A 23,194-nucleotide genomic window follows, 5' to 3' on the forward strand; every position below is an offset into this window, starting at 1 on the left:
CTGACGCGGTGACCCACCAGTGACGACGTCGCTGGGCAGCCGCCAGGCCTCCGGACCCGCCGCCCCTGCAGCGCCGCTGCGAGCGCGCCGGACCCGGGGCCTGGCGCTGCTCCTGCTCGCGGTCGCGCTGCTCGCCGCCGCCGCCACGTCCATCGTCCTCGGCTCGCGCGACGTGTCCTGGGCCGAGGTCTGGGCCGGTGTCTCGGGCCGCGCCGACGGGTTCGCCGAGGCCGCGGTCGCGAAGCGGGTGCCGCGCACGCTGCTGGCGGCCGTCGCAGGAGCCGCCCTGGCGGTGTCGGGGCTCGTGCTGCAGGGCATCACCCGCAACCCGCTGGCCGATCCCGGGATCCTGGGGGTCAACACGGGCGCCTCCCTGGCCGTCGTCAGCGGCATCGCCTGGTTCGGCCTGGTCTCCCCGACGAGCTACATCTGGGTCGCGATCGTGGGGGCGGCGCTCGCCTCCGCCTTCGTCTGGACCGTGGGGTCCCTCGGGCGCGGCGGGGCCACACCGCTGAAGCTGACGCTGGCCGGGGCAGCCACCGCGGCCGCCCTCTCGTCGTTCGTCACCGCCGTGGTGCTGCCCCGCCCCGACATCTCCGAGAACGTCGTCTCGTGGCAGGTCGGCGGCGTCGGCGGCGCGACCGACGACAAGGTCTGGCTGGTGGCGCCGTTCCTGCTGGCCGGGGCGCTGCTCTGCGCCTGGTGCGCCCGCGGCCTGAACATGCTCGGCCTCGGCGACGACCTCGCGGCCGGCCTGGGCGAGGACGTGAACCGCACCCGGCTGCTGGCCGCCGCCGGTGCCGTCACCCTGGCGGGCGCCACGACGGCCGTCACCGGACCGATCGCCTTCGTCGGCCTCGTCGTGCCCCACGTCGGTCGGCTGCTGCTCGGGACCGACCACCGCTGGCTGCTGCCCTTCAGCGCCATGGGCGGCGCCGTGCTGCTGCTCGTCGGCGACGTCCTGGGACGCGTCGTCGTGCCGCCGTCGGAGGTGGACGTCGGGATCGTCACGGCCCTCGTCGGGGCGCCGGTCCTCATCGCGGTGGTCCGCGGGTCCCGGGTGCGTGAGCTGTGAGCGTCCTCCCGCGCACGGTGGCCGACGACGTGGCCGCCGACAGCCCCGACCTCCTCCGGGTGGTCTCCGCACGCCGGGCCCGCCACCGCAGGCGCCGCCAGCTCGTCGGCGCCCTGGCCGCGCTCGTGCTGGCCGCCTACCTCGGCAGCCTCATGCTCGGGTCGACGACCTACGGGCTGGTCGACGTGGCGCGCGTGGTGGTCGGCGACGACGCCGGCGGCGCCGAGTTCGTCGTCGGGCGGCTGCGGCTGCCGCGGGCCACCCTCGCGCTGCTCGTGGGGGTCGCGTTCGGCCTGGCGGGGGTCACCTTCCAGACGCTCCTGCGCAACCCGCTCGCGAGCCCGGACGTCATCGGGGTCACCGAGGGTGCCAGCGCCGCTGCCGCCGTCGCCATCGTCAGCCTCTCCCTCAGCGGACTCGCCGTCTCCTGGCTCGCGGTCGCGGCGGGGATCGGCGTCGCCCTCACCATCTACCTGCTGGCCTACCGGCGCGGCACCGCGGCCGGCACGCGGCTGATCCTGATCGGCATCGGCGTGGCCGCGATGATGCAGAGCGTCATCGCCTGGCAGCTCGAGCGCGCCACCAACTTCCAGCTCGCCGAGGCGCTGCGCTGGCTCACCGGGAGCCTCAACGGCGCCCTCTGGCGCGACGTCCTGGTGGTCCTCGCCGCCGTTATCGTGCTGGGCAGCACCGTGCTCCTCCAGACGCGCGCCCTGGCGGCCGCGCAGCTCGGCGACGACGCGGCCTCGGCGCTCGGCGTACGCATCGAGCGCACGCGACTGCTCACCATCGTGGCCGCGGTCGGGCTCGTGTGCCTGGCCACGGCGGCGTCCGGGCCGATCGCGTTCCTCGCGCTGCTGTCCGGCCCCATCGCCGCCCGGGTGGTGGGGCCACGGGGGTCCCTGCTGGTGCCGGCGGCGCTCGTCGGGGCGCTGCTCACCCTCGTCGCGGACCTCGCCGGTCAGTACGCCTTCGGCACCCGGCTGCCCGTCGGCGTCGTCACGGGCATCCTCGGCGCCCCCTATCTGCTCTACCTCATCGTCCGCGTCAACCGGGTCGGAGGCACCCTGTGACCACCAGCCAGCCGCGCCTGGAGATCGAGCGGCTGACGCTCGGCTACGGCGACCGGGAGGTCGTCCACGACCTCGACCTCGTCATCGCGCCGGGCGACGTCACCGCCATCGTGGGGCCCAACGCGTGCGGCAAGTCCACGCTGCTGCGCTCGATGACGCGGCTGCTGCCGCCCCGCACCGGCCGCGTGCTCCTCGACGGTAAGGAGGTCCACGCCACGCCGGCCAAGCAGCTCGCCCGCCGGATGGGGCTGCTGCCGCAGTCGCCGATCGCGCCGGAGGGCATCACCGTCGGCGAGCTCGTCGGACGGGGCCGGCACCCGCACCAGCGCGTCCTCGCCCGCTGGTCGCAGGCCGACGACCGCGCCGTGACCGCTGCGCTGCGGGCCACCGACACCCTGGAGCTGATGGACCGCGCCGTCGACGAGCTGTCCGGCGGGCAGCGGCAGCGCGTGTGGATCGCGATGGCGCTCGCGCAGGAGACCGAGGTGCTGCTCCTCGACGAGCCCACCACCTTCCTCGACATCAGCCACCAGGTCGAGGTGCTCGACCTGCTGACCGACCTCAACCGCACCAGCGGCACGACCATCGTGATGGTGCTCCACGACCTCAACCTCGCGGCGCGCTACGCCGACCACCTGGTCGCCCTCCACGACGGCCGGCTGCACTCCGCGGGCCGACCCCACGAGGTGCTCGTGCCCGAGCTCGTCCGCGACGTCTTCGGGATGCCCAGCACCGTCATCGAGGACCCGGTGTCGGGCAAGCCGCTCATGCTGCCCATCGGGCGGCACCACGTGCTCACGCGGGACGGCTGATCGGTGCAGGTGCTTCGATGAGGGCATGACCACGCGTCGCGGGCTCTTCGTCGCTCCTTTCGACCAGCTGGCCGACCCGCGGGTCGTCGGCGACCTCGCCGCCGAGGCCGAGGCGGCCGGCTGGGACGGGTTCTTCGTCTGGGACCACCTGCTCTACGGCGAGCGCGTCACCGACATCGCCGACGTGTGGACCTGCTGCGCCGCGGTCGCGATGCGCACCGAGCGCCTCCTGCTCGGACCGATGGTCACCCCGCTGGCCCGGCGCCGGCCGCAGGTCCTGGCGCGGCAGGCGGCGAGCCTGGCGGTGCTGTCGCGCGGCCGCTTCGTCCTGGGCCTCGGGCTCGGCGACGACTGGGTCGGCGAGTTCAGCGCCTTCGGCGACGAGCCCGACCCGAGGACCCGCGCCCGGATGCTCGACGAGGGACTGGAGGTCCTCTCCGGCCTGCTCGGCGGCGGGCGGGTGGACCACCAGGGCGAGCACCACGCCGCCCGGGGGGTGACGTTCCGTCCCGCGCCGGACGTGCCGATCTGGCTGGCGGGCCGCTTCCCCAACCGCGCGCCGCTGCGGCGCGCGGCGAGGTACGACGGGTTCTTCGTCATCGGCCTCGACGGCCCCGGCGACCTGGAGCGCACGGTGTCCGCGCTCGCCGAGCACGACCCGGCTCCGGGCTTCGACGTCGTGGTCGACCTCCGGCCCGAGCAGGACCCGGGCCCGTGGCTGGACCGCGGCGCCTCGTGGGTGCTGACCCGAATCGGGCCCTTCGACCTCGACCTCGACGAGGTCCGCCGGGTCGTCGCGTCGGGTCCGGCCCGGACCTAGAACGCGCTGACCCCGGTCTCCGCCCGCCCGATCAGCAGCTTCTGGATCTGCGACGTGCCCTCGTAGAGGGTCATCACCCGGGCGTCGCGGAGGTACTTCGCGACGGGGAAGTCGTCGACGTAGCCGGCGCCGCCGTGCACCTGGATCGCGTTGTTCGCCGCCCGCACGGCCGCCTCCGACGCGAAGAGCTTCGCCTTCGACGCCGCCGTGCCGTAGGGCTCGCCCCGGTCGACGAGGTCGGCGCAGCGCCACGCCAGCAGCCGGGCCGCGTCGGCGTCGACCGACATGTCGGCGATCAGGTCCTGCACGAGCTGGAAGGACGCGATCGGCTTGCCGAACTGCGTGCGCCGGGTGGCGTACGCGACCGAGGCCTCGAGGCAGCCCTGCACGATGCCGACGCAGCCCGACGCGACGGCGAGCCGGCCCTTGTCGAGGGTCCCCATCGCGATCCGGAACCCCTGACCGACCTCACCGAGGCGCGCCGCGTCGGGCACACGTACGCCGTCGAGGAACAGCTCGGCGGTCGCCTGCCCGCGCAGGCCGAGCTTGCCGGTGACCTCGCGCGCCACGAACCCGGGGGTGTCGGTGGGCACGAGGAACGCCGTGACGCCGCGGGGGCCGTCGTCGCTGGTGCGGGCGAAGACCAGGGCGACGTCGGCCCACGTGCCGTTGGTGATGAACAGCTTCTGGCCGTCGAGCACCCAGTCCGACCCGTCCCGGACGGCGCGGGAGGTCAGGTTGCCCGCATCGGAGCCGGTGCCGGGCTCGGTGAGGCCGAAGCAGCCCAGCGTGGAGGCGGTGGCCAGCTGCGGCAGCCACTCCCGCTTCTGCTCCTCGCTGCCGTGGAAGAGGATCGACTTGCCGACCAGCCCGCTGCTGACCGAGACGATCCCCCGCAGCGCCGAGTCGGCACGGCCGAGCTCCTCCATGGCGAGGGAGTAGGTCACGTAGTCGCCCCCGACACCGCCGTACTCCTCGGGGATCGTGAGCCCGAAGAAGCCGAGGTCGGCCATCTTCGGCACGATCGCGAGGTCGACGGACTCCTCGCGGTCCCACCGCATGCGGTGCGGGACGGCCTCGCGCTCCAGGAAGTCGCGGGCGAGGTCGCGGAAGGCCTGCTGGTCCTCGGTGAGCGAGAGGTCCATCAGAGCGCGTCGACCAGCTCGTGGTCGTCCACCCGGCCGGCGAGGCGGGCGAGGTGGTGCGGGCCGTTGCCGAGCCACTGCTCGAGCACGGCCAGGTGCGCGGTCCCGACGCCGACGGCGTACTCCGCGGTCATGCCGATGCCGCCGTGCAGCTGGATCGCCTCCTGGCCGATGTGCCGGCCCGACCGGCTGACCTGCAGCCCGACGCGATCGGCGGCCTCCGCCACCGCGTCGCGGTCGCCACCGGCGATCGTCATCGTCGCCCAGTCGACCATGCTGTGCACCAGCTCGAGGGAGACGTACATGTCGGCCGCCCGGAACGTCAGCGCCTGGAAGGTGTTGAGCGTGACGCCGAACTGCTTGCGCGACCCCAGGTAGTCCGTCGTCGCGCGCAGCTGGCTCTGCAGCACGCCGAGGGCCTGGTTGGCGCCCAGGATGCGTGTCAGGTCGCTGATCGTCGCGATGCTCGGGGCCAGGTCGCGCCCGGGCTCGCCGAGCGGCGTCGCGGCGCTGCCCTCGAACCGGACGGTGGCTGCGCGGGTCAGGTCGGCCGCCGCGTAGCCGCTGCGCGACACGTCGTCCGCGGCGACCAGGAAGACACCGGTGCCGCCGCCGTCGGGCAGCGCGGCCGTCACCACGAAGCAGTCGGCCGACTCGCCGCCCATCACCGGGTCCGCCACCCCGTCCAGGGTCCAGCCGTCGCCAACGACCGAGGCGCGGACGCCGTCGGCGCGCGCGGCCCAGCGGTCGCCGGGGGAGGTGTCGGCCGCAGCGAGCAGGAGGTCGCCGGCGCTCAGTCGCCCGAGCAGGTCGGCTCTCTGCTCCGCCGTGCCGACGGCCGCCACGAGCCCGCCCGCGTGCACGACGCCCGACAGGTAGGGCTCGGGGGCCAGCACGCGGCCCAGCTCCTGGCAGACGATGCCGATCTCGACGGGGCCGGCCCCGACGCCGCCGTCGCTCTCGCTGAACGGCAGCCCGAGGATGCCCATCTCGGCCAGCCGACCCCACAGGGCGCGGTCGAACCCGGGCTCGGCGGCGACCGTGCGACGCCGGGCCTCGTGATCGGCGTACGCCGTCGCCAGGAGGCCCCGGACGGCCTCGCGCAGCGCCTGCTGCTCGTCGTCGTAGGTGAAGTCCATCTCGTCCGCCCCTTCAGAGTCCCAGGATCGTGCGGCTGATGATCTGGCGCTGGATCTCGTTGGAGCCGCCGTAGATCGAGGCCTTGCGGAGGTTGAGGTACGTCGGCGCCGATCGTCGCGCCCAGCCCTCCTGGGGCGAGTCGTCGCCTGCCCGCGCCGCCAGCGAGGCCGGTCCGGCGAGGTCGAGCGCCAGCTCGCTGACGGCCTGCTGCAGCTCGGTGCCCCTGAGCTTGAGCACCGACGAGGCCGGGTGCGGCGCGCCGTCGGAGGAGTGCGCGACGACGCGGAGCGCGGTCAGCTCGAGGGCGAGCAGCTCGTTCTCCAGCTCGGCGACCCGGGCGCGGACCAGCGGGTCCGCCAGCTGGTCGGCAGCCGTCGCCTTGAGCGTGGCCAGGGCGCGCTTGGTCGCGCCGACGGGCGCGACGCCCACCCGCTCGTTGCCGAGCAGGAACTTCGCCATGGTCCAGCCCGCGCCGGGCTCACCGACGAGCAGGTCGCCTGGGACCCGGACGTCGGAGAACCACACCTCGTTGACCTCGTGGCCGCCGTCGATGAGCTCGATCGGGCGCACCTCCACCCCGGGCGTCGTCATGTCGATCAGCAGCATGGAGATGCCCTGCTGCTTCTTGACCTCCGGATCGGTGCGCACGAGCGTGAAGATCCAGTCGCCGTGCTGCCCGAGCGTGGTCCAGGTCTTCTGGCCGTTGACCACCCAGTCGTCGCCGTCGCGCACCGCGGCCGTCCGCAGGCCGGCGAGGTCGGAGCCGGCGTCGGGCTCGGAGAAGCCCTGGGACCACCAGATGTCGAGGTTCGCGGTCGCGGGCAGGAAGCGCTGCTTCTGCTCCTCGGAGCCGAAGTGGGCGATCACGGGGCCGATCATCGAGGCGTTGAACGCCAGCGGCGCCGGGACGCCGGCGCGCTGCATCTCCTCGTGCCACAGGTGGCGCTGGAGCTCGGTCCAGTCCTGGCCGCCCCACTCCGTCGGCCAGTGCGGGACGGCGAGCCCCTCGGCGTTGAGGATCCGCTGGCTCGCGACGATCTGCTCGCGGGTGAGGTGGCGTCCCTCCAGGACGGTGTCGCGGATCTCCCGGGGGACCTTCGTGGTGAAGAACTCCCGCATCCGGTCGCGGAACTCCGCGTCGCGGGGGCTGAGCGCGAGCTGCATGTGGCTCCTCGTGGTGGGCGTGGCCGGCGGCGTGCCCATCATGGCGTGGCTGTCCAGCGGGGCGACGGGCGGTGGGCCCGCCGCCCGCCGGCTCACTCGGCGTCGGAGTCGAGGACGAAGTCGGCGCTCTGCTCCTCGCCGTCGCTGAGCCAGGTCACCGTGACGGTGTCGCCGGGGCGGTAGGAGCGGATCGTGGCCACGAGGGAGTCGGCGCCGGTGATGCGGGTGTCGTCGATCCGGGTGATGACGTCACCGGCGGCGAGCCCGCCCTCGTCGGCGGTGGAGCCGGGGGTCACCTCGCTGACGAGTGCGCCCTCGGAGTCGCCCGACCGGGTGTCGGCGACCTGCAGCCCGAGGCGCGCGTGGGTGGGCGTCTCGCCCGCCGCCATCTGGTCGACGATCGGCATGACCTCGTCGATGGGGATCGCGAAGCCCAGCCCGATGGAGCCGGCCCCGCCCTGGCCGTAGGGGGACTGCGAGGCCGCGGTGCGGATGGAGGAGTTGATCCCGACCACCGCGCCGGTCATGTCGACGAGCGGTCCCCCGGAGTTGCCCGGGTTGATGGCGGCGTCGGTCTGGATCGCCGGGTACGTCGTGGAGTTGCCCTCGTCGTCGCGGCCGACGTTGACGGGGCGGTCGAGGGCGCTGACGATGCCGCTGGTCACGGTCGCGTCGAGGCCGAAGGGCGAGCCGATCGCCACGACGCCCTCGCCCACCCCGAGGTTGGCGGACTTGCCGATCGTCGCGGGCGTCAGGCCCGACACGTCCTGGGCCTGGATCACCGCGGTGTCGGTGAGCGGGTCGGTGCCGAGGATCTCGGCCTCCGCGCTCGTGCCGTCGTCGAAGGAGACCGTCAGGCTGCCGCCCTCGGCGGCGCCGTCGATCACGTGGTTGTTGGTGAGGATCGTGCCGTCGGCGGTGAGGATGATCCCGGAGCCCGACGCGCCGCCCTGGGGGGTCGTGACATCGATCTTCACCACGCTCGGCAGCACCTTCTGCGCCACCGACTCGACCGATCCGTCCGCGGCCGGCGCCTGCGGCTGCGACACCGGCGACGTGGCGACCTGGCCTGCCTCGGCGGTGCCCGCGGGGTCGTCGTGGGTTTCGTCCCACCACGCGGCGCCGCCGAGGCCCGCGCCGCCCCCGACGACGAGCGACGTGGCGAGCACGGCCGCCGCCAGGCCGGCGCGCCGGCGCCGCGGCGGTGCCGCCTGCTGGACGGGGATGGCCTGCGTGTGCGCCGGCTGGAACGGCGCGTGCTCCGCCGTGCGGGGCTGGTAGGGGTCGTACCGCTCGCCGGGGTGGTCGCCGTCGCCGTGGTGGGGGGTTCGTCCGTCGCTCATGTCGTCCACGGTGCGTCCGTACCCTGTGGAGGCCCTGAGAACGCGCTGGGAAGGCGCCCAGACCTGCGGGGCCGCCGGCACGGGGCTCCGGACGCGCGAGAGCCCCCGGCCGGGTGGCCGGGGGCTCTCGTCAGCCTGTCGTCAGCGTGTCGTCGGCGGGGAGGCTCAGGCCCAGCGCTCGGAGGCCGCGGTGAAGGTCAGCTCGCGGTCGCCGGTGTAGATCTGCTTCGGGCGGGCGATCTTCTGGTCCTTGTCCTGCACCAGCTCCGACCACTGCGCCAGCCAGCCCGGGGTGCGGCCGATGGCGAACAGCACGGTGAACATCTCCGGCGGGAACTGGAAGGCCTCGTAGATCAGGCCGGAGTAGAAGTCCACGTTGGGGTAGAGCTTGCGCTTGACGAAGTACTCGTCCTCGAGCGCGATCTTCTCCAGCTCCAGCGCGATGTCGAGCAGCGGGTTGGTGCCGGTGACCTCGAAGACGTCCTCGGCGGACTTCTTGATGATCTTGGCGCGCGGGTCGTAGTTCTTGTAGACCCGGTGGCCGAAGCCCATGAGTCGCTCGTTGCCGTCCTTCACGCCGTCGATGAACGCCGGGATGTTCTCCTTGCTGCCGATGCGCTTGAGCATCCGCAGCACCGCCTCGTTGGCGCCGCCGTGGAGCGGGCCGTAGAGCGCCCCGATGCCGGCCGACACGGCCGAGTAGGGGTCGACCTGCGAGGAGCCGACGGAGCGCACCGCGTTGGTCGAGCAGTTCTGCTCGTGGTCGGCGTGGAGGATGAAGAGCACGTCGAGGGCCTTGACGAGCCGCTCGTCGGCCTCGAACTTCTGCTCGCTCATCTTGAAGAGCATCGAGAGGAAGTTGGCGGTGTAGCCGAGGTCGTTGTCGGGGTAGACGTAGGGCTTGCCCTGCGCGTGGCGGAACGACCAGGCCCCGAGGGTCGGCATCTTCGCGATCATGCGGACGATCTGCATGTGGCGGTTGTCGGCGTCGCTGATGTTGCGGGCGTCGGGGTAGAACGTCGACAGGGCGCCCACCGAGGCCATCAGCATGCCCATCGGGTGGGCGTCGTAGCGGAAGCCGTGCATGAAGTTCTTGACGTTCTCGTGCACGAACGTGTGGTAGGTGATCTCGTGCACCCACGCGTCGTACTGCTCCTTGGTGGGCAGGTCGCCGTGGATGAGGAGGTAGGCCACCTCGAGGAAGTTGGACTTCTCGGCCAGCTGCTCGATCGGGTACCCGCGGTACTCGAGGATGCCCTTGTCGCCGTCGATGTAGGTCACCGACGAGCGGCACGAGGCGGTGTTGACGAACCCCGGGTCGTAGGTCGCGAGACCGGGCTGCTCGTCATCGAGGCGGATCTGCCCGAGGTCCTTGGCGGCGATCGTGTTGTCGGTGATCGCGATGTCGTACGTCTGACCGGTCCGGTTGTCGGTGACAGTCAGGGAATCCTTGGCCGCAACGTCGGTCACGTCGGCTCCTGTTCATACGTCTTTGTACGTCTGTGTGCCCCTCAACCTAGACCTGCGCCCGCGGGGACCGCGAATCAGGTGTCCACGCTGCGACTTCGGTATGACGTCAGCGCCCCGCCACCCGGTTCGCCACCCGCGCGACCCGGCTGGTGCGGCCGAGGCCCGCGTCCTCGCGGCGGTCGGCGGCGCGGTAGAGCCGGTAGAGTGCGTGGACGCCCGCCCACCGCAGCGGCTCGGGCTCCCACCGCCGTACCCGGTGACCCGCCCACGGGAGCCGGGTGAGGTCGGTGTCACGGCCCAGCACCAGGTCGCGCAGGGTGCGGCCCGCGAGGTTGGTGGCGGTCAGGCCCGACCCGACGTACCCGCCCGCGTGGCCGAGCCCCGTCGCGGGGTCGTAGGCCACGCTCGCGCTCCAGTCGCGAGGGACGCCGAGCACCCCGCACCAGGCGTGGTCGAGGCGGATCCCCGCCAGCGAGGGGAACAGCGAGAGCAGCGTCGAGCGCAGCGACTGCACGGTCCACTCCTGCGTGCGTCCGTCGACGTCGGTGCGCGAGCCGAACCGGTACGGCACGCCGCGACCGCCCAGGGCGATGCGACCGTCGGCGGTGCGCTGGGCGTAGCAGTAGGCGTGCGCCTCGTCGCCGAGCAGCTCCTCGCCGCTCCAGCCGACCTCCGCCCACTGCGCGGCCGTCAGTGGCTCGGTGACCACCATCGCGGAGTTCATCGGCAGCCAGTCGCGCCGGTGCCCGGGGAGTCCGGCGGTGAAGCCCTCCAGGCAGCGCAGCACCACGGGCGCCCGCAGGGTGCCGTGCTCGGTGACCACCGCGCCCGGCTCGATCCGCACGGCGCGGGTGGCCTCGTGCACGCGCACACCGCGCTCCCGCACGAGCCGCGCGACGCCGGAGACCAGCTTGGCCGGCTGCACCCGCGCGCAGTCGGGGTCGAAGTGGCCGGCCACCGCTCCGGCCACCCGGATCCGGGCCGACACCTGCTCCGCGGTGAGCTCGCCCCCCAGTCGCTGCCGCTGCGCCTCGGACCGCGCCACGACGAGGACGCCGCTGCGCACGATGTCGGCCTCGATGCCCTCGCGCGCGGCGATCGCGACGACCTCGTCGACGGTGCCGCGCAGCGCGGCCCGGAGCCGGTCGACGCCGTCGGCGCCCGCCACCTGCTCGTACGCCCGGGCGCTGCCGGCCAGCTCGCTGGACAGCCAGCCGCCGTTGCGGCCCGAGGCCCCGAAGCCGGCGAACTCGGCCTCGACGACGCGGACCTCGAGCGTGGGATCGGCCTCGCGCAGGTAGTGCGCGGTCCAGAGTCCGGTCAGGCCGCCCCCGACGATCGCGACGTCGCACGTCGCGTCGCCCCGGAGCGGGTCGGTGGGGGAGGGCAGGCCGAGCTGCTGCCACCAGTAGGACACGCCGCCGTTGCGCACCCGGCCATCATGGTCCCTCCCCGTTTTGACCCTGCTCCTCGACGCGCCGTACCCTTGCTGGTCGCGACTCCTGCCGCGTCCGCTCCCTCCCCACGGAGGGCCAGAGCGGGTGCAGATCCGGACGTGATCCCCCCTGGGTGGGGGAGCGATCCGGGCCGTGTTCGTCAGAAGTCGCGCAGCCCCTCGAAGCCTGGGGGGCACCACCGCCCCTCGCCCGAGGGACGGACCCAACGAACGAGAACGGGACATCGCCGTGCGCACGTACAGCCCCAAGCCCGCTGACATCCAGCGCGAGTGGCTCGTCATCGACGCCACCGACGTGGTCCTGGGCCGCCTCGCCGTCCAGACCGCCAACCTCCTCCGCGGCAAGCACAAGCCGACCTTCGCTCCTCACATGGACATGGGCGACTTCGTGATCATCGTCAACGCCTCCAAGGTGTCGCTGTCGGGGACCAAGAAGACCACCAAGATGGCCTACCGCCACTCCGGCTACCCGGGCGGCCTGTCGGCCACCCCCTTCGGCGAGCTCCTCGAGAAGGACGCCCGCAGGGCCATCGAGAAGGCCGTGTGGGGCATGCTCCCGAAGAACAAGCTCGGTCGCCAGATGCTGAAGAAGCTCAAGGTCTACGCCGGCCCCGACCACCCGCACGTGGCCCAGAAGGCCACCCCGTTCGAGATCTCCCAGATCTCCCAGTGACGACTGAGGACTGACACATGTCTGAGAACACCACCGAGGTCGAGGAGACCTTCGAGACCGACGCCGACGGCGTCGCCTACACCTCCGAGAGCGCCGCGTCGGCCGACACCCCGGCCCGCCCGGCCACCATCGCGCCCGCCGGCGCCACCGGCCGTCGCAAGGAGGCCGTCGCCCGCGTCCGCATCGTCCCGGGCACCGGCTCGTGGACCATCAACGGCCGCACGCTCGACAGCTACTTCCCGAACAAGCTGCACCAGCAGATCGCCAACGAGCCGTTCGCCGAGCTGCAGCTCGAGGGTCGCTTCGACGTGATCGCCCGCATCCACGGCGGCGGCATCGCCGGCCAGGCCGGCGCCCTGCGCCTCGGCGTGGCGCGGGCGCTCAACGCCGTCGACGTCGAGGCGAACCGCCCGGCGCTGAAGAAGGCCGGCCTGCTCACCCGCGACGCCCGCGTCGTGGAGCGCAAGAAGGCCGGTCTGAAGAAGGCCCGCAAGGCCTCGCAGTTCAGCAAGCGCTGATCTCCTAGGGTCTCGTCACATGACGCGACTCTTCGGCACGGACGGGGTCCGGGGCCTGGCGAACGCCACACTCACGGCGGAGCTGGCCCTGGACCTCTCCGTCTGCGCCGCACACGTCCTGGCCGACCGCGGCGAGTTCGAGGGCCATCGCCCCCTCGCCGTGGTGGGCCGGGACACGCGCATCTCCGGGCAGTTCCTCGAGGCCGCGGTCGTCGCGGGCCTCGCCTCGGCCGGCGTCGACGTGCTGCTCCTCGGCGTCCTGCCCACCCCGGGCGTCGCCTACATGACCGACCGCCTGGGCGCCGACCTCGGCGTCATGCTGTCGGCCTCGCACAACCCGATGCCCGACAACGGCATCAAGTTCCTCGCGCGCGGCGGCCACAAGCTCGACGACGCGATCGAGATCGCCATCGAGCGCCGCATGGGCGAGCCGTGGACGCGACCCACCGGCGGCGACGTCGGCCGGGTGCGCGCCTACGAGAGCGCGGTGCAGGAGTACGCCGCGCACCTCGAGAGCACGATCACCCATCCGCTCGCGGGGCTCAGGGTCGTGCTCGACTGCGCGGAGGGCGCGGCCTTCCAGGCCGGGCCCCGGGCGCTCGAGGACGCCGGCGCCACGGTCGTCGCGATCCACGCCGACCCCGACGGCCTCAACATCAACGACAGCTGCGGGTCCACCCACCTCGAGTCGCTGCAGGCCGCGGTCGTGGAGCACCGCGCCCATGCCGGCTTCGCCCTCGACGGCGACGCCGACCGCTGCCTGGCCGTCGACGCCGACGGCAACGTCGTCGACGGTGACCAGATCCTCGCGATCCTGTCGCTGTCCCTGCTGGAGCAGGGCCGGCTCGCCAAGGACACGGTGGTGGCGACCGTGATGAGCAACCTGGGCTTCGTGCAGGCGATGCGCGCGAGCGGCGTCGGGGTGCGGCAGACCAAGGTCGGCGACCGCTACGTCCTCGAGGCGATGAAGGTCTCCGGCTACTCCCTCGGCGGCGAGCAGTCGGGCCACGTCATCCTCAGCGACCACGCCACCACCGGCGACGGCATCCTCACCGCGCTGCACGTCCTCGAGCGCATGGCCACCACCGGGAAGTCGCTGGCGGAGCTGGCCTCGGTGATGACCCGGCTGCCGCAGGTGCTGCTCAACGTGTCGGGGGTCGACAAGTCGCGCGCCGACGAGGACGCCGTCCTCGCCGCCGCGGTCGCCGAGGAGGAGGCGCTGCTCGGCGAGCGCGGCCGGATCCTCCTGCGCCCCTCCGGCACCGAGCCCATCGTGCGCGTCATGGTCGAGGCACCCACCCACGAGGAGGCCGACGGCGTCGCGTCCCGGCTCGCCGACGTGGTGAAGCAGCAGCTGGCGCTCTAGGCGAGCGCAGCGCGCCCTGCCTCCTGCTGACGACGCGGGCCGCGCACGCCGATATCCGCATGACGGGCAGGGCGCGCCGCGACTACCGTCGCGGCGTGGTCGACATCGAGCAGATCAACCCGCGCAACGAAGCCGCCCTCAAGGCGTGGTGGGACGTCGGGCACGCGGCGACGGCCGACCGGCCCGGCAAGCCGTGGCCGCTGTGGGAGCAGAGCCGGGTGGCGCTGACCGCGCCGAACCCCGAGCGCGACGTGGCCCTGTTCGGTGCCATCGAGGGTCGCCGCATGGTGGGCGCCGGCATGGTGCTCCTGCCCACGCGCGACAACGCCCACCTCGCCGGCGCCGAGGTGTACGTCGACCCCGACCGACGTCGCGAGGGGATCGGGTCGGCGCTGCTGGCGGAGGCGGAGGTGCTGGCGCTCGGGCACGGGCGCACGACGCTCACCGGCGAGGCGTACGTCCCGCCCGGCGGCACGGCCGCGGCGGAGCCGTTCGCGCTGGGGCGGGGCTTCGCGGTCGCCACCCGGGAGTCGATCAAGGAGCTGACGACCTCCGACTACGTCGAGCGGCGCGACGCGCTGGCGGCGGGGCTCGCGGGCGCCGGCCAGGGCTACTCGCTCGTCACCTTCGACACCGTGTGCCCCGATGAGTACGTCGAGTCGTTCGGGCGCCTCCTGGGGATGCTGGTCTCCGAGATCCCGCTCGGCGACCTCGACCTCGAGGCGTCGGAGTGGAGCGTGGAGCGCGTCCGCGCCGCCGAGCAGCGGCAGGTCGCCACCGGACGGCACGTGCACACGGCCCTGGCGATCGCGCCCGACGGCACGGTGGCGGGTGTGTCCGACGTGCGCGTCGACGACACGGACCACACGCACGCCCTGGTCGGCATCACGATCGTCGACCCGGCGCACCGCGGACACCGGCTCGGGCTCGCGCTCAAGGTCGCGACGCACGACCTGGTCCTGGCGACGTACCCCGACCTCAGGACCGTGGAGACGTCCAACGCCGAGGTCAACACGTGGATGAACGCCGTCAACGAGGCGCTGGGCTACCGCACGACCGAGACGTTGCTCGAGCTGCAGAAGAGGCTCTGAGACGACGGTCAGCCTCGTGACCGCGCCGCCGCCACCGACGGGGCGGCGACGGGCCCCGGGAATCGGATCCCCGGGGCCCGTCGTCCGGCCGGCTCCCGACGTGGTCGGGGGCCGGGGCTCGGGCCGATCAGTCGCAGAACCCGGCGGCACCACCGTTGTTCGCCGTGTCGAACAGGTCCTTCGTCGCCTCGTAGGAGCCACTGCCGATCGCCGCGTTCGTCAGCGCCACCACCTCCGCCGTGGAGAACGAGTAGTCCACCTCGTCGCTCGCAGCGTTCAACAGAGCCGCGGCCGCGTGCCGCAACAGCGCCTTCAAGCCACCACCGCCCAGCGACAGCGCGGCGTCCAGCGTCATCGACGAGTAGGTCGACGACAGGCCGGTGAAGACGCTGCCCAGCGTCGTGTCGGGGCTGTAGCCGGCGGGATAGTCGGACGGGTGGTTCTTCCAGAACCCGGGGGTGCAGCCCTCGCCGCCCGGCTCGGGCGTCGTGGTCGTGGTCGTCGTCGTGGTCGTCGTCGTGGTCGTCGGGACGGTGGTCGTGGTGGTGGTCGTCACCTCTCCGGCGACGCTCACCCCGGCGAACACGGTCGCAAGGACGAAGCCGAGGACCGCCAGGATCGGCAGGCCCAGCATCGTGGTCAGCCTGTTGTCTCTGTCTTTCACCGCGTGCTCCTTCGGTGCCATCGGGTGGGGGACGCCTCGAGCGCACCCTCGAACCGGACCGTAGAGGGGCCGGGGCGAGGAGAACCCGTCCCGGGCGGGAATTCACTGGTTATGGTGACGCCATGCTTCATCCGGCGCGGATGGACACGGCTCGTTGGACGATGCGCTCGGCGCTGCTGGCGCTGAGCGCCGTCCTGCTGCTCCTGTGCGCGGGTGCCTCGGCGTCGGTGGGCGACGGACCGGACGACGGGCCCCGGCTGACGCGGGGGGAGGCGACCCGCATCGTGCTGGTCGAACCGGAGGTCGCCGAGTGGCTGGACCGATACCCGGAGGACTTGCTGATACCCGCGGCCCACTTCATGCCCGAGCGCGGGGAGTGGGAGGTGAGCGTCTTCACCCCCGAGGCCGGCAAGGTGGCCACCGCCAAGGTCGACGACCGCACCGGCGACACGCGCGACGTCTGGGCGGGGCCTGAGCTGGCCTGGCCGCTGGCCCGGGGAGGCGGCGTCGGCGGGCTGATCAACGAGCCCCTCCTGTGGCTGGCGTTCTGCCTCTTCTTCGTGGTCGGCCTCGCGGACTTCAGACGACCGCTGAGCCTGGCCAACCTCGATCTGGTGGCCCTGTTGTCGTTCTCGGTCAACGTCGCGCTGCTCAACGAGGGGCGCGTGTTCGCCTCCGTGCTGGCCGCGACGGCCTCGCTGGTCTACCTCGTCCTGCGGATGATCCGCGTCGGAGTCACCGGACGCGTCGCCGTCCCGCGCTCGACCGTTCCCGTGTGGCTGCTCGTGGCGGGCCTGGTGTTCCTCGTCGGGCTGCGGACGGGGATCAACGTCGAGCACTCGAGCGTGCTGGACGTCGGCTACGCGGGGGTCATCGGCGCCGACCGCCTCTCGGACGGCGTGTCGCCGTACGGGAGGTTTCCCCATGCGGACAGCGGACGCCCCTGCGGCGCTGAGGCCCACGACGGGAGCGTCCTGGACTGGGTCCAGGAGGACGGGCGCTGCGAGACGATCAACTCCTTCGGGGACACCTACGGTCCGGTGAACTACCACGCCTACCTCCCAGGGCTGTGGCTCTTCGGCTGGAGCGGTCGGTGGGACGAGCTCCCGGCCGTCCACTTCACGACCCTGCTCTTCGACCTGCTCGCCATGGCAGGTCTCGCGGCCGTGGGGCGCAGCCGGGGCGGGACCAGGGCGGCGGTCGTCCTGCCGTTCGCGTGGGCGGCGAACCCGCTGACCCAGTACACCTCCAGCTCCAACGCCAACGACACGATCATGGCCGCCCTCCTCATCTGGGCGTTCTGGGCCGTCTCGTCCCCGCCCGGGCGAGGCTGCCTGGTCGCCCTCGCGTGCTGGACTAAGCTGGCCGCCCTGATCCTGGCGCCGATGTGGGCGACCTACCCCGGCACCCGTCGGCTGCGGAGTCCGCTCGTGTACGCCACGAGCTTCGCGCTGACCACGGTGCTGTGCTTCTGGTTCCTGCTGGTCGCCGACGACCCGCTGCGCGAGCTGCGGGTGTTCCTCGACCGGACGTTCATCATCCAGTTCGACCGCAGCTCACCGTTCTCGCTGTGGGACTGGGGTCAGTACGCCGCTGCGGGCCTGCCCGACCTCTCGGCGGTGCAGCACGTCCTGCAGGGGGTCCTCGTGCTCGCGGCGCTGGTGGTGGCGGTCCGGCCGCGCCGCAAGTCGCCGCTGCAGCTGGCCGCCTTCAGCGCAGCCCTGCTGATGTCGTTCCAGCTCCTGCTGACCCACTGGTCCGCCTTGTACACGGTGTGGTTCATGCCGTTCCTGCTCGTGGTCGTCCTGACCGGCGATCTCCTGCAGTCCGGTGGCACGCGTCCGGACGACACGGAAGAGGGCGACACCACAGTCCGGAGCGGGGACGCCGCCCGCGGACAGACCCCCGATTCGCGGTATGCGGCGGCACCGACCTCGCGTCGAGACTGAGGCCAGCGCGATCGTCGCGAATGCCACGTTGGGGGTGCTCATGCTCACCAGTCCCAGGCGGGTCCTTCTGGCGGCGATCGCCGTCCTCCTCCTCGCGGCCCCCGCAGCCATCGTCCGCGACGCGACACCCGCGGAGGCGGCGCCGCAGGTCGACACCGGTTTCGGCGTGCAGACCGTGTTCTCCGGCCTCACGCTCCCCACGGTCGTGCGCTTCTCCCCGGACGGCAGGGTGTTCGTCGCGGAGAAGTCAGGGCTGGTCAAGGTCTTCGACTCGATGAGCGACACCACCGCGACCACGGCGATCGACCTCACCGCAGACGTCCACTCGTTCTGGGACCGTGGCCTCCTCGGGATGGCGCTCGACCCCGACTTCCCCGCAAGCCCCTACGTCTACCTGCTCTACACGTGGGACCGCTACCGCTACGGCGACACGTGCCCCACGCCACCGGGAGCGACGACTGACGGTTGCCTCGCCGACGGACGGCTGGTCCGCATCCCGGTCGACACGGCCAACCGCCCCGGGACCACGGAGGTCCTCCTCGACGGCAACTTCTGCCAGCAGTTCCCGTCCCACTCAGTGGGGACCGTCGAGTTCGGGCCCGAAGGCGCCCTCTACGTCACCTCCGGCGACGGCGCGTCCTTCAACACCGTGGACCACGGCCAGCTCGGCGGCAGCCTCGCCGGCACTCCGACCCCCGTGAATCCGTGTCAGGACCCGCCGTCCGAGGGCGGAGCGTTGCGCAGCCAGGACCTCCGCACCGGCGGTGACCCGCTGAGCCACGACGGCACCTTGATGCGTCTGGACCCCGACACGGGCAACGCCTGGCCGGGCAACCCTGGTGGGGGCCGGGTGCTCGCCCATGGTTTCCGCAACCCGTTCCGCACGGCGGTGGCGCCCGACGGCCACGTCTACGTCGGAGACGTGGGGTGGAACAACTGGGAGGAGATCAACCACGTCCCGAACGCGTCGTCGCTGCGGAACTACGGATGGCCCTGCTACGAGGGCACCGGACGCATGGGGTCCTACGACGCCGCCAACGTGCCCGTGTGCGAGTCTCTCTATGCCCAGGGGAGCGCAGCGGTCACGGCCCCGCTGTTCGAGTACCGCCACGGCGTCGCGCTGGACGCCTGCCCCGAGGTACAGGGCAACTCCAGCGCGATCAGCGGTCTCGCCGTCTACCCGGGCGGTACCTATCCGGGCAAGTACGACGGCGCGTTGTTCTTCACCGACTACTCCCGGGCGTGCGTCTGGGTGATGTACGCGGGCGCCGGAGGGGTGCCCGACCCCTCGACGGTCGACCGATTCACGACGGAGGAGCCGTCGGTGGGGCTGTACGCCGGACCGGGGGGCGACATCTTCTCCCTCGACCACATCAACGGTCGCATCCGTCGGATCGTCTCCACGGGGACCAGCAACCAGCTGCCCACGGCGTCCTTCGTGGCCGACCCGTCGTCCGGGCAGGCTCCGCTGACCGTCGCCTTCGACGCCACCGCATCCGTCGACCCCGACGGCGCTCCGCTGCAGTACGCCTGGGACCTCGACGGCGACGGCCAGCTGGACGACGCGTTCACGGCCACGGCCGCCCACACCTACACGACTCCGGGCACCTACACGGTCCGGCTCCGGGTGGACGACGGTCACGGCGGTGTCGACGACGAGACCGTGCAGGTGGACGTGCGCGCCGACGCCAACCAGGCTCCGACCGCACGCATCGACGCCCCGACGTCCGTGACCACTTGGGCCGTCGGCGACACCGTGTCCCTGCAGGGCAGCGGCGTCGACCCCGACGGCGGCAACCTCACGTACCGCTGGGACCTCGGGGTGGTGCACTGCTCGGCCACACCGCCGTTCGACTGCCACACCCACCCGCTCGAGACCCGCTCGGGTGCCACCGCCTCCTTCTCCGCTCCGGACCACGACTACCCGTCGCGGTTGTCCGTGACGTTGACGGTCACCGACCCGGCAGGGCTGCGGGACGCCGAGACCATCGAGATCCTGCCCCGCACCCGCACGCTGACCGTCGACACCGTGCCCGACGGCCTGCAGGCCTACGTCGGTGGCGCAGCGGTGACGGAGGGGCAGCCGCAGACCGTCATCGAGCGCTCGACCCAGACGTTCTCCGTCCCCTCCCCGCAGGTCCTGGGGGAGCACACCTACCAGCTCGTCGGTTGGAGCGACGGCTCCACGTCTGCGGCCCGCACCACGACTGTCGCCGTCGACCAGGCCTTCACCGCACGCTTCAACGGCTTGCCGCAGGCTCGGGTGACGGCGAACCCGACGACCGGCAAGGCTCCACTGACCGTCCAGCTCTCCGCGACGGGCTCGACCGACCCGGAGGGTGCGCCGCTGACCTACGCGTGGGACCTCGACGGGGACGGGCAGCTGGACGACGCCACCGGCGCCACTGCCAGCCGCACGTTCACCATCAAGGGGACGACGCGGGTGACCGTGCGGGCGACCGACAGCTTCGGTGCCACGTCGACGGCCTCGGTGACCATCACCGTCAAGCCCGGGAAGCGCTGACCGCGACGCGCCGCCGGCGACCGGCGCTCAGAGCTTGCGCAACCGCACGTAGCGCACCGAGTGGTCGGCGTCCTTGCGCAGCACGAGGTTCGCGCGCGAGCGGGTGGGAGCGACGTTCTGCACGAGGTTCGGCTCGTTGATGGAATCCCAGATCCGGGTGGCCTGGTCGACCGCCTCGTCGTGGGACAGCGCGGCGTACTTGCGGAAGTACGACGCCGGGTCACGGAAGGCGGTCTCGCGCAGCCTCAGGAAGCGGTCGACGTACCAGCGCTTGATGTCGGCCAGCGCCGCGTCGACGTAGACGGAGAAGTCGAAGAAGTCGCTGACCGCCAGGCCGGTGCGGCCGTCGTCGCGCACGCGGGCCGGCTGCAGGACGTTGAGGCCCTCGATGATCACGATGTCGGGGCGCTTGACCACGACCTTCTCGTCGGGCAGCACGTCGTAGACGAGGTGGGAGTAGATCGGCGCCTCGACCTCGTCCCGGCCGGACTTGATGTCGACGACGAACTTCAGCAGCGCCTTGCGGTCGTAGGACTCCGGGAACCCCTTGCGGTGCAGGATCCCGCGCCGCTCGAGCTCGGCGTTGGGCAGCAGGAAGCCGTCGGTGGTCACGAGCGCGACGTTGGGGTGCTCGGGCCAGTGCGCCAGCATCTGCTGCAGCACGCGCGCGGTGGTCGACTTGCCGACCGCGACCGAGCCGGCGAGCCCGATGACGAACGGCGTGCGCGGCGGGGTCACGCGGTGCAGGAACTCCTCCTGCTCGCGGTGCAGCCGGGAGTTCGCCGCGACGTAGAGGCTGAGCAACCGCGAGAGCGGGAGGTAGACCTGCTCGATCTCGCGGAGGTCGAGCTGGTCGCCGAAGCCACGGAGGCGGAGGACCTCGTCGGGCGTCAGGGACGTCTCGGCCGTGCCGGCCAGCTGCGCCCAGGCCCCGCGCTCGAGCTCGACGTACGGGGAGGCCTCGCTGCCGGTGGAGGACGACGTGACCTCGGGCATGGGTGCGATTGTGGCACCGCGGCGGGCCACGGCTGCGCGGCGGCCTGCCGATAGACTCCCCGGCCATGTGCGGAATCGTCGGGTACGTGGGTCACAAGCCGGCCGAGAGCGTGGTGATCGAAGGCCTCAGGCGGCTGGAGTACCGCGGCTACGACTCCGCCGGCATCGCGCTCGTCGACGGCGGCACGGTGGTCTCCGACAAGCGGGCCGGCAAGCTCGCCAACCTCGAGAAGGCCATCGCCGAGACGCCGCTCCCGCCCGTCACCACCGGCATCGGCCACACCCGCTGGGCGACGCACGGCGCGCCGACCGACCGCAACGCCCACCCGCACCTGGGCCGGGAGCGCCGCGTCGCGCTGGTGCACAACGGCATCATCGAGAACTTCGCCGAGCTGCGTGCCCGCCTGGAGGCCGACGGCGTCGAGATGGCCTCAGACACCGACACCGAGGTCGCCGCCCACCTGCTCGAGGAGCAGCTGGGGAGCGGCGTGGACCTCACCGTCGCGATGCAGAACGTGTGCCGCGGCCTCGAGGGCGCGTTCACCCTCGTCGCGGTGGACGCGCACGACCCCGACCGGGTCGTCGCCGCCCGCCGCAACAGCCCGCTCGTGGTGGGGATCGGCGAGGGCGAGAACTTCCTCGGCTCCGACGTGGCCGCCTTCATCGAGCACACCCGCGAGGCCATGGAGCTCGACCAGGACCAGGTCGTGACCATCACCCGCGACGGGGTCAGCGTCTCCGGCTTCGACGGCACTCCCGCCGAGGGCCGCCGCTACCACGTCGACTGGGACCTCTCCGCCGCCGAGAAGGACGGCCACGACTGGTTCATGCGCAAGGAGATCTTCGAGCAGCCGCGCGCGGTGGCCGACTCCCTGCTCGGCCGCCGCGGCGCCGACGGCCTGCTGCAGCTCGACGAGATGCGGCTCTCCGACCAGGACCTGCGCGACATCGACAAGATCATCATCATCGCGGCCGGCACGTCCTTCTACGCCGGCATGGTCGCCAAGTACGCCATCGAGCACTGGTGCCGCATCCCCGTCGAGGTCGAGCTGGCCAGCGAGTTCCGCTACCGCGACCCGATCCTCACCAGCGCGACCCTCGTCGTGGCGATCAGCCAGTCCGGCGAGACCGCGGACACCCTCCAGGCCATCCGCCACGCCCGCGTGCAGCGGTCGAAGGTGCTCGCGATCTGCAACACCAACGGCTCGACGATCCCCCGCGAGTCCGACGGCGTGATCTACACCCACGCCGGCCCGGAGATCGGGGTCGCCTCCACCAAGGGCTTCCTCACCCAGCTCGTGGCCTGCTACCTGCTCGCGCTCTACCTCGCCCAGGTCAAGGGGACCCGGTTCGGCGACGAGATCTCCGAGATCATGGACCAGCTCGAGGAGATGCCCGGTCACGTCGAGACCGTGCTCGGCAAGGCCGAGGAGGTCTACGCGCTGGCCCGCGACCACGTCGAGAGCCGGTCGGTGCTCTTCCTGGGCCGTCACGCGGGCTACCCGGTCGCCCTCGAGGGGGCCCTGAAGCTCAAGGAGATCGCCTACCTGCACGCGGAGGGGTTCGCCGCCGGCGAGCTCAAGCACGGACCGATCGCGCTCGTCGAGGAGGGGCTGCCGATCCTCTGCGTCGTGCCGCCCCGCGGCCGCGACCAGCTGCACGACAAGATGGTCAGCGGCATCCAGGAGGTCCGCGCCCGCGGCGCCCGCACACTGTGCCTCGCCGAGGAGGGCGACACCTCCATCGAGCCGTACGCCGACGTGCTGGTCACGCTGCCGCGGGTGCCGGTGCTGCTCCAGCCGCTGGTCGCCGTCGTGCCGCTGCAGCTGTTCGCGTGCGAGCTGGCGACCCGGCTCGGCCACGACGTCGACCAGCCGCGCAACCTCGCCAAGTCCGTCACGGTCGAGTAGGCGGT

General features: G+C 72.4%; 19 protein-coding genes. 11 read left to right on the forward strand and 8 right to left on the reverse strand.

Annotation, left to right across the window (positions count from 1 at the left end):
• Positions 1 to 19 precede the first annotated feature (19 nt).
• From J3P32_RS11990 to J3P32_RS12005, 4 genes are read left to right on the forward strand one after another with little or no spacing between them, the layout of a single operon-like run.
• Positions 20 to 1,075, forward strand: a complete 1,056-nt coding sequence (locus tag J3P32_RS11990; protein ID WP_210439965.1) for a FecCD family ABC transporter permease — start codon at positions 20 to 22, stop codon at positions 1,073 to 1,075.
• Positions 1,072 to 2,148: a FecCD family ABC transporter permease gene (locus J3P32_RS11995; protein ID WP_210439966.1), complete on the forward strand. Its 1,077-nt coding sequence runs from the start codon at positions 1,072 to 1,074 to the stop codon at positions 2,146 to 2,148. The genes J3P32_RS11990 and J3P32_RS11995 overlap by 4 nt, the downstream gene beginning before the upstream one ends.
• Positions 2,145 to 2,960, forward strand: a complete 816-nt coding sequence (locus J3P32_RS12000) for an ABC transporter ATP-binding protein (protein WP_210439967.1) — start codon at positions 2,145 to 2,147, stop codon at positions 2,958 to 2,960. Before J3P32_RS11995 ends, J3P32_RS12000 begins: the two co-directional genes overlap by 4 nt.
• 25 nt (positions 2,961 to 2,985) lie before the next feature.
• Complete coding sequence (locus J3P32_RS12005) at positions 2,986 to 3,780, forward strand: LLM class flavin-dependent oxidoreductase (RefSeq protein ID WP_210439968.1); 795 nt, start codon at positions 2,986 to 2,988, stop codon at positions 3,778 to 3,780.
• Here J3P32_RS12005 and J3P32_RS12010 read toward each other — a convergent pair.
• The 6 genes from J3P32_RS12010 to J3P32_RS12035 all read right to left on the reverse strand — a co-directional run bounded on the left by J3P32_RS12010 (position 3,777) and on the right by J3P32_RS12035 (position 11,474).
• Entirely contained in the window at positions 3,777 to 4,925 is a 1,149-nt protein-coding gene (locus J3P32_RS12010) for an acyl-CoA dehydrogenase family protein (RefSeq protein ID WP_210439969.1), read from the reverse strand. The genes J3P32_RS12005 and J3P32_RS12010 overlap by 4 nt on opposite strands.
• Entirely contained in the window at positions 4,925 to 6,064 is a 1,140-nt protein-coding gene (locus J3P32_RS12015) for an acyl-CoA dehydrogenase family protein (RefSeq protein WP_210439970.1), read from the reverse strand. Before J3P32_RS12015 ends, J3P32_RS12010 begins: the two co-directional genes overlap by 1 nt.
• Before the next feature lie 13 nt (positions 6,065 to 6,077).
• Positions 6,078 to 7,229: an acyl-CoA dehydrogenase family protein gene (locus tag J3P32_RS12020; RefSeq protein ID WP_210439971.1), complete on the reverse strand. Its 1,152-nt coding sequence runs from the start codon at positions 7,227 to 7,229 to the stop codon at positions 6,078 to 6,080.
• A gap of 92 nt (positions 7,230 to 7,321) precedes the next feature.
• Entirely contained in the window at positions 7,322 to 8,572 is a 1,251-nt protein-coding gene (locus tag J3P32_RS12025) for a S1C family serine protease (RefSeq protein WP_210439972.1), read from the reverse strand.
• Positions 8,573 to 8,737: 165 nt separating this feature from the next.
• Positions 8,738 to 10,042: a citrate synthase gene (locus tag J3P32_RS12030; protein ID WP_210439973.1), complete on the reverse strand. Its 1,305-nt coding sequence runs from the start codon at positions 10,040 to 10,042 to the stop codon at positions 8,738 to 8,740.
• Positions 10,043 to 10,148: 106 nt separating this feature from the next.
• Positions 10,149 to 11,474: an NAD(P)/FAD-dependent oxidoreductase gene (locus J3P32_RS12035; protein ID WP_307807962.1), complete on the reverse strand. Its 1,326-nt coding sequence runs from the start codon at positions 11,472 to 11,474 to the stop codon at positions 10,149 to 10,151.
• 253 nt (positions 11,475 to 11,727) lie between these two features.
• Between J3P32_RS12035 and rplM the strand changes: the two genes are divergently transcribed.
• The 4 genes from rplM to J3P32_RS12055 are packed head-to-tail and all read left to right on the forward strand — an operon-like array spanning position 11,728 to position 15,146.
• On the forward strand, positions 11,728 to 12,171 hold the full coding sequence (gene rplM / locus J3P32_RS12040; RefSeq protein ID WP_210439975.1) for a 50S ribosomal protein L13: 444 nt from the start codon (positions 11,728 to 11,730) through the stop codon (positions 12,169 to 12,171).
• A 17-nt stretch (positions 12,172 to 12,188) separates the two neighbouring features.
• Positions 12,189 to 12,689 carry a 30S ribosomal protein S9 gene (gene rpsI / locus J3P32_RS12045; protein ID WP_210439976.1) on the forward strand — a complete coding sequence of 167 codons (501 nt, stop codon included), beginning with the start codon at positions 12,189 to 12,191 and terminating at the stop codon, positions 12,687 to 12,689.
• A gap of 19 nt (positions 12,690 to 12,708) precedes the next feature.
• Complete coding sequence (gene glmM, locus J3P32_RS12050) at positions 12,709 to 14,055, forward strand: phosphoglucosamine mutase (RefSeq protein ID WP_210439977.1); 1,347 nt, start codon at positions 12,709 to 12,711, stop codon at positions 14,053 to 14,055.
• A gap of 59 nt (positions 14,056 to 14,114) precedes the next feature.
• Positions 14,115 to 15,146: a GNAT family N-acetyltransferase gene (locus J3P32_RS12055; RefSeq protein WP_210439978.1), complete on the forward strand. Its 1,032-nt coding sequence runs from the start codon at positions 14,115 to 14,117 to the stop codon at positions 15,144 to 15,146.
• Between the two features lie 127 nt (positions 15,147 to 15,273).
• Here J3P32_RS12055 and J3P32_RS12060 read toward each other — a convergent pair whose 3' ends face one another.
• Positions 15,274 to 15,810: a hypothetical protein gene (locus tag J3P32_RS12060; RefSeq protein WP_210439979.1), complete on the reverse strand. Its 537-nt coding sequence runs from the start codon at positions 15,808 to 15,810 to the stop codon at positions 15,274 to 15,276.
• 122 nt (positions 15,811 to 15,932) lie between these two features.
• Between J3P32_RS12060 and J3P32_RS12065 the strand changes: the two genes are divergently transcribed.
• Complete coding sequence (locus J3P32_RS12065) at positions 15,933 to 17,759, forward strand: hypothetical protein (protein WP_210439980.1); 1,827 nt, start codon at positions 15,933 to 15,935, stop codon at positions 17,757 to 17,759.
• A 40-nt stretch (positions 17,760 to 17,799) separates the two neighbouring features.
• A complete protein-coding gene (locus J3P32_RS12070) occupies positions 17,800 to 20,283 on the forward strand; it encodes a PKD domain-containing protein (RefSeq protein WP_210439981.1) in 2,484 nt (827 codons plus the stop codon).
• A 27-nt stretch (positions 20,284 to 20,310) separates the two neighbouring features.
• Here the strand turns inward: J3P32_RS12070 and coaA are convergent, their stop codons facing one another.
• Complete coding sequence (gene coaA / locus J3P32_RS12075) at positions 20,311 to 21,279, reverse strand: type I pantothenate kinase (RefSeq protein WP_210439982.1); 969 nt, start codon at positions 21,277 to 21,279, stop codon at positions 20,311 to 20,313.
• Positions 21,280 to 21,344: 65 nt separating this feature from the next.
• Between coaA and glmS the strand changes: the two genes are divergently transcribed.
• On the forward strand, positions 21,345 to 23,189 hold the full coding sequence (gene glmS / locus J3P32_RS12080; RefSeq protein ID WP_210439983.1) for a glutamine--fructose-6-phosphate transaminase (isomerizing): 1,845 nt from the start codon (positions 21,345 to 21,347) through the stop codon (positions 23,187 to 23,189).
• Positions 23,190 to 23,194: the final 5 nt, after the last annotated feature.

This window comes from Nocardioides xinjiangensis (assembly GCF_017916385.1).
Lineage (GTDB): Bacteria > Actinomycetota > Actinomycetes > Propionibacteriales > Nocardioidaceae > Nocardioides > Nocardioides xinjiangensis.